The sequence below is a fragment of the Dokdonia sp. PRO95 genome, from assembly GCF_000355805.1.
In the GTDB taxonomy this organism is placed as follows: domain Bacteria; phylum Bacteroidota; class Bacteroidia; order Flavobacteriales; family Flavobacteriaceae; genus Dokdonia.
Genome location: NZ_CM001837.1, coordinates 2886108 through 2899941, shown reverse-complemented (window position 1 = coordinate 2899941; position 13834 = coordinate 2886108). Strand labels below are relative to the sequence as shown.

General features: G+C 36.7%; 7 protein-coding genes. 3 read left to right on the top strand and 4 right to left on the bottom strand.

What is annotated here, in order from left to right; translation table 11 throughout:
• Positions 1-216: 216 nt before the first annotated feature.
• Positions 217-2763, top strand: coding sequence for a DNA gyrase subunit A (gene gyrA, locus D017_RS13055; RefSeq protein WP_035337046.1), 2547 nt, complete (start codon positions 217-219; stop codon positions 2761-2763).
• Between the two features lie 62 nt (positions 2764-2825).
• On the top strand, positions 2826-4082 hold the full coding sequence (locus tag D017_RS13050; protein ID WP_035337044.1) for a tetratricopeptide repeat protein: 1257 nt from the start codon (positions 2826-2828) through the stop codon (positions 4080-4082).
• 74 nt (positions 4083-4156) lie between these two features.
• On the opposite strand, the gene D017_RS13045 is transcribed toward D017_RS13050, so the two are convergent.
• Together D017_RS13045 and D017_RS13040 are read right to left on the bottom strand one after the other, a co-directional pair.
• Positions 4157-4906 (bottom strand): C40 family peptidase, encoded by a 750-nt coding sequence (locus D017_RS13045; RefSeq protein WP_035337042.1) that lies wholly within the window; start codon positions 4904-4906, stop codon positions 4157-4159.
• 15 nt (positions 4907-4921) lie between these two features.
• A complete protein-coding gene (locus D017_RS13040; RefSeq protein WP_035337039.1) occupies positions 4922-6103 on the bottom strand; it encodes an acetyl-CoA C-acyltransferase in 1182 nt (393 codons plus the stop codon).
• Positions 6104-6242: 139 nt separating this feature from the next.
• Here D017_RS13040 and D017_RS13035 point away from each other — a divergent pair, with 139 nt between their 5' ends.
• Positions 6243-8291, top strand: coding sequence for an HDIG domain-containing metalloprotein (locus D017_RS13035; RefSeq protein WP_035337037.1), 2049 nt, complete (start codon positions 6243-6245; stop codon positions 8289-8291).
• 102 nt (positions 8292-8393) lie between these two features.
• Here D017_RS13035 and D017_RS13030 read toward each other — a convergent pair whose 3' ends face one another.
• Both D017_RS13030 and D017_RS13025 read right to left on the bottom strand, forming a co-directional pair.
• A complete protein-coding gene (locus D017_RS13030; RefSeq protein ID WP_035337034.1) occupies positions 8394-10802 on the bottom strand; it encodes an alpha-ketoacid dehydrogenase subunit alpha/beta in 2409 nt (802 codons plus the stop codon).
• A gap of 182 nt (positions 10803-10984) precedes the next feature.
• The gene (locus D017_RS13025) at positions 10985-13828 is read right to left on the bottom strand and encodes a metalloprotease (RefSeq protein WP_035337031.1); all 2844 of its coding nucleotides are present in this window, start codon (positions 13826-13828) and stop codon (positions 10985-10987) included.
• Positions 13829-13834: the final 6 nt, after the last annotated feature.

Sequence of the window (13834 nt, the reverse complement as noted above, 5' to 3'; positions counted from 1 at the left end):
CTGGTTCAAAAATCATTCCGCTTAAAGTCATTAGTCCAAATTACCAAAAATACCTGACAATTTGCCTTTAAGGCTTTTGGGTAGTTATTAAGAGACTTTGTTAAAATTTGTTGATAAAAAGTGCGCTTTCGCGAAAGCGTACCCCCATAAAAACCCTCCAAAATCACTACATTGCTAGCTAGTAAAAATTTGACATAAAATCTAATCAATTTATATATGGCTGAAGGAGAAAAGCTGATCTCGATTAATATTGAAGATGAAATGAAATCTGCTTACATCGATTACTCGATGTCAGTTATCGTATCACGTGCACTACCTGACGTACGTGATGGTCTCAAACCAGTACACCGTCGTGTTCTTTACGGAATGCATGAGTTAGGAATACGAGCGAGTGGTGCTCACAAAAAATCTGCAAGAATAGTAGGAGAGGTACTAGGTAAGTATCACCCACACGGCGACACCTCTGTATATGATGCAATGGTGCGTATGGCTCAAGAGTGGAGTTTACGTTATATGCTTGTAGATGGTCAAGGTAACTTTGGGTCTGTAGATGGTGATAGCCCAGCAGCAATGCGTTATACCGAGGCTAGAATGCGCAAGATATCTGAAGATATGCTTGCAGATATTGAAAAAGACACAGTAGATCACCAACTTAACTTTGATGATACACTTAAAGAACCTACCGTATTACCTACACGTGTACCAGGGTTACTTATAAATGGTGCATCTGGTATTGCTGTGGGTATGGCGACTAATATGCCACCACACAACCTTTCTGAGGTTGTAGACGGTATACACGCTTACATAGATAATAATGACGTTACTATAGATGAACTTATGGAGCACGTAAAGGCTCCAGATTTTCCTACCGGAGGAACGATTTATGGTTATGACGGAGTACGTGAGGCTTTTAAAACAGGGCGTGGTCGTGTTGTAATGCGCGCAAAGGCAGAGTTTGAAGAAGTAAAAGGTAGAGAGTGTATCATTGTGACCGAAATACCATATCAAGTCAATAAGGCTGATATGATTAAGAAAACGGCCGATATGATCAACGATAAGAAGATCGAGGGTATATCTGCAATACGTGACGAGTCAGACCGTAATGGTATGCGTATCGTTTATGTTATAAAACGTGATGCTATCCCAAATATCGTACTTAACAAGTTATATAAGTACACGGCACTACAATCATCATTTAGTGTAAATAACATTGCTCTTGTAAACGGGCGTCCTGAGATGTTAAATCTTAAGGATATGATACACCACTTTGTTGAACACCGCCACGAGGTTGTAGTGAGAAGAACAGAGTTTGAGCTTAAAAAAGCAGAAGCTCGTGCCCACATACTAGAAGGTCTTATCATTGCTTCAGATAATATAGATGAAGTAATTGCCATCATACGCGCAAGTGCAAATGGTGATGAGGCGAGACAAAACTTAATAGAGCGTTTTAAACTCTCAGAGATTCAAGCAAAGGCTATCGTAGAGATGCGTTTACGCCAGCTTACAGGTCTGGAGCAAGACAAACTACGTAGTGAGTACGAAGAGATAATGAAGACTATAGAAGACTTAAAAGATATCCTTGCAAAGAAGGAGCGTCGTATGTCTATTATTAGAGAAGAGCTTCAAGAAATAAAAGATAAGTATGGAGATGAGCGTCGCTCTATTATAGAGTATGCAGGAGGTGATGTAAGCATCACAGATCTTATTCCAGATAAAAAGGTAGTGATTACTATCTCAAATGCTGGTTACATAAAACGTACATCACTTACAGAATACAAAACTCAAAATAGAGGAGGAGTAGGTACAAAAGCATCTACCACTCGTAATGAAGATTTCTTAGAGCATCTATTTGTGGGTACTAACCACCAGTATATGCTATTCTTTACACAAAAGGGTAAATGTTTCTGGATGCGTGTATTTGAAATACCAGAAGGAAGTAAGACTTCAAAAGGTAGAGCTATCCAGAACCTTATTAATATTGAGCAAGATGACGAGGTAAAAGCATTTGTATGTACAGGAGACCTTAAAGATGAAGATTATATAAATAATCACTACATCATTATGGCGACCAAAAAAGGACAAGTAAAGAAAACAGCGCTAGAGCAATACTCACGTCCTCGTACTAATGGTATCAACGCGATTACTATTAAGGACAATGATGAGCTACTATCTGCAAAGCTTACAACGGGAGAGAGTCAAGTGATGCTTGCGCTTAAATCTGGTAAGGCAATACGCTTTGAGGAAAGTAAGACAAGACCTATGGGAAGAAACGCCTCTGGTGTTCGTGGCATAACTCTTGCTAATGATGAAGATGAAGTAGTAGGAATGGTGTCTGTAAACGATACAGAAAGTAATATCCTAGTTGTTTCAGAAAAAGGGTATGGTAAGCGTAGTAGTCTTGAAGATTACAGAATTACAAACCGTGGAGGTAAAGGAGTAAAAACAATCTCTGTTACCGAAAAGACTGGAGAACTAGTATCTATTAAAAACGTTACTGATGCAGATGATCTTATGATTATCAATAAGTCAGGTATCGCTATAAGAATGGAAGTAGCTTCACTAAGAGTTATGGGGCGTGCAACACAAGGAGTACGACTTATCAACCTTAAAGGAAACGATTCTATTGCCGCTGTCGCGAAAGTAAAAAGTGATGAGGACGATATAGATGATGAAGATGACACAGTAGATGGAACTCCGGTAGAAGGAGGGACAACTGCTTCAGAAACAACCCAAAACGAAAACTCTTCTGAAGAAGAAGAATAGAAACATAAGGGTTGAGAAAAAAAGAGTAATTTTGAAACCCTTATATTAATTAAACCATTACAATGAAAAGTAAACTATTTTTAGCAATAGCACTTGCCGCAACATCGATGGCATTTGCACAGAAAAAGGAAGTAAAAGCTATAGAGAAGGCAATTAAGTCTGGTAGCTATACTCAGGCAAAAACGCTACTAGGAGCTGCCGAAGCTCTAACAGCTAATATGGATGAGAAAACAAAAGAGAAGTTTATGCTTCTTAAGGCTCAAGCATATTTAGGAGTAGATAATCAAGATCCAGCAGATCTTGAGAAAGCAGCAATGGCTTTTGGAGATTTACGAGATACTAAGTACAGTAAAGAAGCAGAAGCAGGTCTTGCAAATGTTACAAATGCTTATATCAATGGTGCTGTAGCAGATCAAAACGGTCAAGATTATGCCAGCGCAGCAACAAAACTTGAAAAAGCATACAACCTAAGTAAAAAAGATACAGTTTACTTATACTTTGCTGCATCAAATGCAATCAACGGTAAAGATTATGATACTGCATTAGGTTATTATGAGCAACTTAAAAACTTAGGTTTTCAAGGAAGAGAAGTATCTTATGTAGCAACTAATGTTGAGACAAGCGAGGTTGAAAATTTTCCAAGCAAACAAGAAAGAGATCTTCAGGTACTTGCAAAAACACACGTAAAACCAGAAGAGCAGTTAGGAGATTCTAAAAGTGCAGAAATAGCAAAAAATATTGCGCTTATCTATATCTCTAAGAATGAAAATGAAAAGGCACTTGCTGCAATGGCAGATGCTCGTAAAGAGAATCCAGATGACATCTTATTATTACGTTCTGAGGCAGATATCTACCTTAAGATGAAGAAAATGGATAAGTATCAAGAAGTAATTGCTAAGGTTCTTGAGAAAGACCCAAACAATCCAGAGTTACTATATAACTTAGGTGTAAGTTCTGATCAGCAAGGAAATAAGGAAAAGGCAAAGGAATATTACATGAAGGCTGTTGAGCTTGATCCTACATATGCTGCAGCTTATAATAACATTGCTGTTCTTATCTTATCTGATGAGCGTGCAATTGTGGATGAGATGAACAGTTTAGGAACTTCAAAAGCAGACTATGACAAGTATGATGCTTTAAAACTTAAACGTCAGGATGTTTACAAGAATGCTGTTCCTTACTTAGAAAAAGCATTAGCAGCAAAGCCTGATTACCTTGATGTAGCAAGATCTCTTTACGGAATCTATGAGCAACTAGGTGAAACATCTAAGGCAGATGCAATGAAAGCAAACATTGAAAAACTAGAAGGAGGAAACTAAGTCTTCCATCTTTTATAATACAAAAAAGCCACTCATTTGAGTGGCTTTTTTTTGTTAGATAGTATTAATCTTATCTAGATAATTTTCTTAATGACTCTCAATTTGTGAGTGTGTATACCCTTATGAACATTATAAATACCAGAATGATCTAATCGATCAATTCTCACTTCTCCATGAGCATGTATGATATAATTATCTTCCATGATAATTCCTACATGGGTAATTAATCCCTCGGCATTGTCAAAAAAGGCTAGATCACCAGGTTCACTTTCCTCTATAAAACTTAATGCCTCACCTTGTGTTGCTTGCTGTGAAGCATCTCTTTTTAGGACGAAGCCATTAAGTCGATATACCATTTGAGTAAAACCACTACAATCTATACCAAAGGTTGTCCTACCACCCCATAAATACGGAGTTTTCAGATAGAGTAGTGCTGTTTCCACAAGCTGCGTTCTGGAGGTTTTTCCAGTGTGACTATTACCATCATAAGAATCTTTAAGAAGCGCAATATTTTCAACAGAAGAACCTAATACTACCGTGAGTAGTTGATTATGTTCTGTTGTAATAAATTGTACAGGATCAGTGGTTAGTGTTGCTTGTTGTGCTTTCGCGAAAGCGTACTCCTCTTCACTAATCTCTATGTATTGCTTATTATCAATCCATCCCTCATATTTGTCATGAGAAAGTTTAATACGGCTCCATTGCTTGCGTTGCTCCACAACCTTAAAATGTTCACCATATAGAACTTGGTTTACAAGTTCGCTAGGATCTGAAGGTTCGGCGCGCATAGGGACTATACTAAGCTGGCAAATACCGTATCGCATAGGGTATAACTATTCTTATTTATGATTTTCTATTACCATAGCAGATGCACCTCCACCACCGTTACAAATTGCGGCAGCACCTAGTGTTGCGTCATTTTGCTTCAATACATTCATAAGTGTAATAAGAATACGCACTCCGCTACATCCTAATGGATGTCCTAAAGATACTGCTCCTCCATTTACATTTACATTTTCGTCTGTTAAGCCTAATATTTTCATATTTGCTAGACCTACTACAGAGAATGCTTCATTAAACTCAAAAAACTCAATATCGCTCTGAGCTACACCTGCTTTTGCTAGTGCCTTAGGTAATGCTTTTGATGGTGCAGTAGTAAACCACTCTGGCTCATGTGCAGCATCTGCATAACTTTTTATAGTACAAAGAGGAGTAAGGTTGAGCTCTTTTGCTCTTTCTTCACTCATTACGATTACAGCACCAGCACCATCATTTATAGTAGATGCATTTGCAGCAGTTACGGTTCCGTCTTTTGAGAACGCTGGACGTAAAGCAGGAATTTTTTCCATTTTTACATTTGTAAATTCTTCATCGCGAGATACGATAACATCATCTCCACGTCTTTGTGGTACTGGTACTGGTACTACTTCATTATCAAACTTTCCAGCTTCCCAAGCAGCAGCACTACGCTTATAAGATTGGATAGCATAAGCATCTTGATCTTCACGTGAGAATTTATATTCAGTTGCACATGCATCTGCACATACACCCATCGCGTTACCATCATAAGCATCTACAAGACCGTCTTTTTGCATGCCGTCTACCATAGTTTGCGGTCCAAATTTATGTCCATTACGTAATTGAACATAATGAGGAATAAGACTCATATTTTCCATCCCACCAGCAACTACAATATCTGCATCTCCTAGTGCAATGGCTTGAGCAGCCATCATTACAGCTTTCATTCCTGAAGCACATACTTTATTTACTGTCGTACAAGGTACCGTTATAGGAATTCCTGCTCCCATCGCAGCCTGTCTTGCAGGTGCTTGACCTACACCAGCTTGTACCACGTTACCCATGTAAACTTCACTTACAAGTGCTGGGTCAAGGTTAATTTTATCTAAAGCACCTTTTATAGCGATTGATCCAAGTTTACTGGCAGTAACAGAGGATAAAGCTCCCATGAAACTCCCTATCGGTGTGCGCGCAGCCGCAACTATAACAACGTTCTTACTCATATATTTGTGTGTTTGAAGTACTAAAATTTTCTCTTGCGAATGTAAGGAAAATTTGAAGATTTTAGAATCTATAGCGACGGTCTAAGTGGTATATCATGCGATATTAATTTAGTATTTTAGCTTCATACTAGACAACCCTATGAGCAGCACCGCACAAAAGTTTTATAAACATCAAGATCTCATCTACAAGCTCTTGCTTGTCTTTATTTGTGCAGGGTTTATTGTTTATTTTTTCCCAAAAAGCGGGAAATTCCAATATGAGATTCAAAAAGGTTTTCCATGGCAATATGAAAATCTATATGCAGATGAAGATTTTGCCATTCTTAAAAGTGCCACAGAACTTGAAGAAGAGCGTAGTCAAGTAAAATCACAATCTGCAGTGTACTTTAATTATAATCAAGACATTGTAGACAACATCATAGCATCTTATGATGAAAATTTTGATAAGGTATTTCCTGATAGTATTGATTACCAATTTCCAAAAGCAGAATTGAGAAGATATGGGAGTAATTTGCTAAAAGGAGTTTACAAAACTGGGGTTATAAAAAACAAACCTGTCTATGATTCTAGTCGTCTCATCTTCATTAAAAAAGGAAATGAAGTGTTTGAAATGAGGTTGAACCAAATTTCTGTGCTTAATAATGTAACAGATAATCTCACGTCTATTATTGAGAATGGCGCTTACGCAGCGTATTCTAATAAATTTCTTCAGCTATATTTTGATGGGCTAGAAGCAAATGTTTCTCTAGATGAAGTTCTCACTAAAGAAACTCTCGACATTGAGCTTAGTCAGATTTCAGAAACACGCAATATAGTGCCTAAAGGAAGTATTGTGATTGCAAGAGGTGAGCTCGTAGAAGGAGATAATTTACAAAAATTACTATCTCTAAAAGCCAAATATGAGTCGCAAAACATAAGTGATTCGCGTTATAATTGGGTGCTGTTTGGATACATTTTATTAGTGTTGCTAGCACTCGTAATGTTGCTTCTTTTTATACGAACTTATAGACTTTCTGTATTTTTAAATAATACTAAAGTAACCTTTATATTTTTCAATGTTCTAGTGATGGTGCTTCTTACAACGATAGTTGTAAAGTGGAGTCCTCAGTATGTATATGCTGTCCCTATGTGTATACTACCACTCATTATCAAAGCCTTTTTTGACGCTCGATTGGGACTTTTTACACATGTAATTGCAATACTATTACTAGGGTTTATTGTGCCAGATAGTTTTGAATATTTTTTCTTACAAGTCATTGCGGGTATCGTGACTATCTTAACAATACCCGAGCTATACAAAAGAGCAAATCTTTTTATATCAATTGGTCAAATTACACTCATTTATATTCTAGCATATTTTGCATTTAATATTATAAGTGAAGGTGGAATGGAGGGACTGCAGTGGGAAGACTTCGGAATGTTTTTACTCGCTGGCCTGGCAACATTGTTTGTACAGCCCCTCATCTATATTTATGAAAAGATTTTTGGCTTGGTAAGTGATGTTTCATTATTAGAATTATCAGATACTAACTCAAAACTTCTCAAGCGCCTTGCAGATGAAGCTCCAGGTACTTTTCACCATAGTCTTAATGTTGCAAATCTATCTGAGGCAGCAGCAAATGAAATAGGTGCAAATGCCATGCTAGTTAGGGTAGGGGCACTTTATCACGATATTGGGAAAATAGAAAACCCTACAGATTTTACAGAAAACCAAGCTACAGGAATTAATAGTCACGATGATTTATCACCAAAAGAAAGCGCGCGTATTATCATAGATCACGTGATTAATGGTATTGAACTAGCTCGTAAATATAATTTACCTGACAGAGTTATAGATTTTATACGCACGCATCACGGTACTAGTACGGTGCAATATTTTTACTTTAAAGAGAAGGAAATTAATGAAGACACATTAATTACAGATTTTCAATATCCAGGACCATTACCTTTTAGTAAAGAAACTGCGATACTGATGATGGCAGATAGTGTGGAGGCTGCTTCCAAGAGTCTTAAAAATCCAACATCAACGCTTATTGACGCATTTGTCGAAAAGATTATTAAAAAACAAATGGATGAAGGACAGTTTCTTAACGCAAATATTACGTTCAAAGAAATTCAGCAGATTAAGAAAGTACTTAAAAAGAAGCTTAATAACATTTATCACCTCAGGATTGAATATCCAGAGTAGGTAATTATCAATTCAGTTTGTTGGGTTATTACGCTTTCGCGAATGCAAAAAAAACGAGATACAAATTAATGTATCTCGTTTTATATTTTAATCTGAGTTGTTCTATCTCAATGTAGGAAAATTTGAAGGGTTTACTTCATTCATCATACTGTATATTTTCTCAAATATATCATCTGCCGATGGCTTAGAGAAGTAATCTCCGTCTGTTCCGTAAGCAGGTCTATGAGCCTTAGCAGTCAACGTCTCTGGTTTACTATCAAGATATTTGTATGCATCTTGCTCATTTAATACCTCATTAAGTAAGTAAGCACTAGCTCCACCTGGCATATCTTCGTCTATGACTATAAAACGATTTGTCTTTTTAATACTTTCGACAACATCGTGATTAAGGTCAAATGGCAATAATGATTGGGCATCAATTACTTCGACATTGATACCTACGGTTAAAAGTTCTTTTGCAACTTCCATTACAATGCGCAATGTACTTCCATAAGATAGGACCGTAATATCTGTTCCTTCTTTTACAGTCTCGACAACCCCTATTGGAGTCTTAAATTCTCCTATGTTCGTTGGCAAGTTTTCTTTTAATCGGTAACCGTTTAAGCATTCTACAACTAGTGCAGGCTCATCACTTTCTAATAGTGTGTTATAAAAACCAGCAGCCTTAACCATGTTACGAGGGGTAAGAATGTACATACCTCTCAAAAGGTGTACGATTGCTCCCATTTGTGATCCACTGTGCCAGATTCCTTCTAAGCGGTGTCCTCGAGTTCTTACAATAAGTGGTGCTTTTTGCTTACCATGAGTTCTATAACGCAATGATGCGAGATCATCACTCATAATCTGGATAGCATATAAAATATAATCAAGGTATTGAATTTCGGCGATAGGGCGTAAGCCTCTCATAGCCATTCCTATTCCTTGACCAAGTATCGTTGCTTCACGTATTCCTACATCTGCAACTCTGTGCTCGCCATATTTCTCTTGCATTCCTTCTAAGCCTTGGTTTACGTCACCAATGGCTCCAGCATCTTCTCCAAAAACAAGTGTATTAGGATATCTACTAAAGATAGCATCAAAGTTATCTCTCAAAATCACACGGCCATCTACAAGATTTTCTTCACCGTAAGTAGGGGCAACACCTTCTATTGAAGTCGCGCCATTTCCATTTTCATTATATAAGTGTGCGCTGTATTGAGGTTGGATTGTCGCTATATAATTATCAATCCATGCTGCAAGTTCTGCATGAGTATCAGAATGCTCTCCTATTGTGAGGCGCAAAGCCTTACGGGCAGTACTAAGCAGGTCACATTTAAGAGATTCCTTGTTCTCTACTAGTTTTTCAAGCAGTGGTTTTATAAAACTTCCATTACTTGAGGTTTTTACAAGTCCTTCAAGTATTGATGTGATTTTTTCCTTTTCAGTTTTAATAGGTCTTAAAAATGCTTCCCAAGCAGCTTTCTTGCCATCTCGCACTTTCTTTTTAAGATCTTTATCTATAACAGTAAGTTCCTCATCTGTAGCTAGACCTTGGTCAATAAGCCATTTTCTGAATTGTACATTACAGTCATTTTCACGCTCCCATTGTAATCTATCTTGGTCTTTATAGCGTTCATGAGATCCAGAAGTAGAATGTCCTTGAGGTTGTGTAAGCTCAACAACATGAACTAAAACTGGTACGTGCTCTTCACGAGCAATTTTTCCAGCACGTTCATATGCATCTACGAGAGCTGGATAATCCCATCCGTTTACTTTAATAATCTCGTACCCGTTATCTTCTTCGTCTCTTTGGAAGCCAGCAAGTATTTTAGATATACTCTCCTTTGTAGTTTGATGTCTAGCATGAACAGAAATTCCGTATTCATCGTCCCAAACACTTATTACCATAGGTACTTGAAGTACACCTGCGGCATTAATAGTTTCAAAGAATAAACCTTCACTTGTACTTGCATTACCTATTGTACCCCAAGCAACTTCATCACCATTGTGTGAGAAGTTTTCTTTTTGAGTTTCTGCAACGTTTCTATATACTTTAGAGGCTTGTGCAAGACCTAATAGTCTAGGCATTTGGCCAGCAGTAGGAGAGATGTCTGAGCTTGAATTCTTTTGAGCAAGTAAGTTTTTCCAGTTACCGTCATTATCAAGACTATGCGTTGCAAAGTGACCACCCATCTGCTTTCCAGCACTCATAGGATCAAATGCTATATCAGTATGTGCATATAAACCGGCAAAAAACTCTTCTATAGACAAGTGGTCTATAGCCATCATAAATGTTTGGTCTCTGTAATATCCAGATCTAAAGTCACCATTTTTAAAGGCACGTGCCCAGGCAAGCTGTGGTAGTTCTTTTCCATCACCAAAAATTCCAAATTTTGCCTTCCCTGTAAGGACTTCTCTACGTCCTAAAAGACTACATTCTCTACTAGTAACAGCGATTCGATAATCTTCAAGAACAGATTCTTTAAAGTCATCGTAAGATAATGCTGCTTTGGTATTAGAAGTAATTGCCATATGTTAAAAAGATTTGATTGTAAAAATAGCCAAAACATACCCATAATGCAATATGTAAGTGCGTTAAATACTTATAATTTTCGCATTATAAGTTGATTTAATAGAAGCTATTTTCAATAAAAGGCAATATTTTGTGATTCTATTAAGAATATGACAACGTAAACCGTGGTTTTTGAGAATCTTTAATACCACTTTCGTGAAAAAAGTCTTATCACGGTATCAAAGCTTATTTGTAGTTGAAATCTAATTTTTTGATCATAGTTAGGCTGGCCAATTTCCCAACCCAAATTAGAATATAATGGAAAGTAAAGTTCAAAGTAGTCATCGAGTAAGCTTACCTGTATTCCTGAGTCGTACACCAGCTTTCCGTTTTCCTTCTTATTTTTAACAACTCCCACATCTCCATACGCATAAAAGTATTTCCATAGTGTTGTACTGGCATTTGCGGTAAACATCCAGTCATTTGCAAATACAGGAGCCACATCATCTAGCTGCGACTTAAAACCGCCTTCTGCTATAATGATTTGTTGAGAGAATAGACCGCTATCTTCAGATCTTCCATAATAATTGTAATCAAATAAATAATCTGTTGGTCTATCTAGCGCAAAACTGAAAAAATCACCATCTGCTTGTGTGTTATTATAAGTAAATACACCACCAAATAATCTTACATTCAACTGTCTATTATTAAGAAAAAGTCTTCTGTAAAATATATTGCCAGATACTTTTCCAAAGTTTTTGGCCAATTGTACATCACCCGCAACATTTAATGTATGAATAATTCCAGGGTTTGATCTTCTATATCTTAAGTTAAGTACATCATAGTTAGGGGTAGGTAATGCAACAAGTGGATCCTCTTGCCTTTGTACACTCACAAAACGAGCAGATACACTCTGACGCTTATCTGATCTAAGGTTTGAAGTTCTAAAAGATAAATTAACGAAAGGAGTAACCCTTGTAAATAATAAATCTGGGGCGTAAGAAAATCGATTTCCCGAAATACCATATCTCAATGCATACAACCCTTGATTTTGATAGTCATGCCTATAAGATATGGATGCGCTACCTATTAGTTTTTTCGATTTTAAACCTATTTGTGGTTCAATCTTATAATTAAGTGCTTTGGTTAGCAATGTTTTATTATAAAGAGTAATACCAGGAATAAACCCATCATATATATTAAACTCAGCTACAGGCATTACAAACAACTGATTTTTTGCCGGATTTTCAAAATCTTGTAGAAATTTGAGCTGTAGAGGCTTGTCTATACCTAAAAATGCTCGAGGTTTCTCATAGTTGTTTCTCAGATTATTTTCTGGAATAATGTTTTCATAGTTTAAAACAAATCTATCTGCTTCTTCATTTGAGTAAACAAGTGTTTCTGTTTTTTGAGTACCTGAAACCCAGCGCTTGCTTGTTAGACTATCATTTTTGAAGCTATAAACAGAGATAGGAGAGGAGCGACGCTCTTTCTTTTTTACATCTACATAAATAGAGTCACCTTTAACTTTAGAGTTTTTTAAAGCGTAATCTATCCTTTTATTAGAAGTTATGTAGTCTTTAAAAAACCAATCTACATCCTTGTTAATTTGAGCATTGACTTCTTTTTCAAACTGTGATGATGTGAGTGGTTGAGACTTATATTTTAGGTAAAAATTCTTAATAATCTCATCAAGTCTATTATCTCCTATGTAATCATTGAGGTAATTAAGCCCTACGCCACTTTTGTATGAAGTCCCTATATTCTTATTGTACTTGATAAGCTCATCATACGGAGTGTCCAGTGGCTGGTCAAGATTTAATCTAGAAATATGAGTAGATAATATATTAAACTGATCATTAAATTCAAGCTCTGATGCATAGAACTGTCGCACAAGCCAGTATTTTTCTAAGGAACCTACAACCTTAAGGTCAGGATAATAAGTGTCCATGTAGTTTTGTAATATGTAGACTTTAATACCATCTATGAGCCACCTGTCTGTTCTTGGGTTAACTAGAAGTGTGTTGTTTACATAATTGTTAATCGTAGTCTTGAGAAGCTTAATTTCATATTGAAACCCATCAGGAAACGGGCTTATGAAGCTAGGTAGTTGATTAAGTCCATATACTGGTTGTTCTTTATAATCAAGATCTGTTACAAGAATTTTATCAAAAGGATATGGGCCTAAATCTTTATTTAGAAAACCTGCAATTCGGTCAGATATTAGCGCTCTTAAGGGGGCGGGGATTCTGTAATCATGTAGATTTGATACAATATTTACATAGTCTGTTTGAACCTCTTCATAGTCAGAGTTTTGAAGCAAGAAAATCTTAGCATCTGTTCTACTCTTCCCTGTGAGCACCGTAAGTTTTTCACCCGGGTACTGAGAGCTTGAAATATCATTTTGCTCAAGATCTGTGACTAATTCATATCCTTTGGGAATAGAAAATTGTAAACGGATGTCTGTTTGAGGAAAATAGCGATCATTAAGATTCTTATTGCTATAGTACTCCCAGCCATTATTATATACGGCCGGTGTAACAAACCAATATCTCAAGTTGTAATCACCATTTCTAGCAATCCCGTAGTCTGTAAATTTTACATCTGGAAGTACCACTGTATAATCAAGTGTCATTCTTATAGAATCACCTGGTAATAGTGGTTCACGTAATAAGACCTTGATAATATCAGGATGTCTTTTGGGTCTTGTAAATTGAAGTATTGTTTCTTGACTCGAAATAGAAGTCATTTTAGTAAAACCACGATCACTATCAGGTGCAAGATGAAATTTCTTATCAAAAGAATCAGAAAACCTCTTTGCCAGTGGTGTGGTTTTACTAGAAAAACTATGAGCCCAATCTGTTAAGTATATATCTGTCCATATATCACTAGACGTATTTGTAATTGTGATAGTATGATTGAGATGTATAGACCGTTCATCTGGAATCAATTGTGCATTAATTTCCATTGTATGCTGGCTCGTGGCTCCTACACTTAAGAGAAGCAATGAGATAAAAGCATACAGAGATTTTAGGGTTTGTCTCAACTAGAA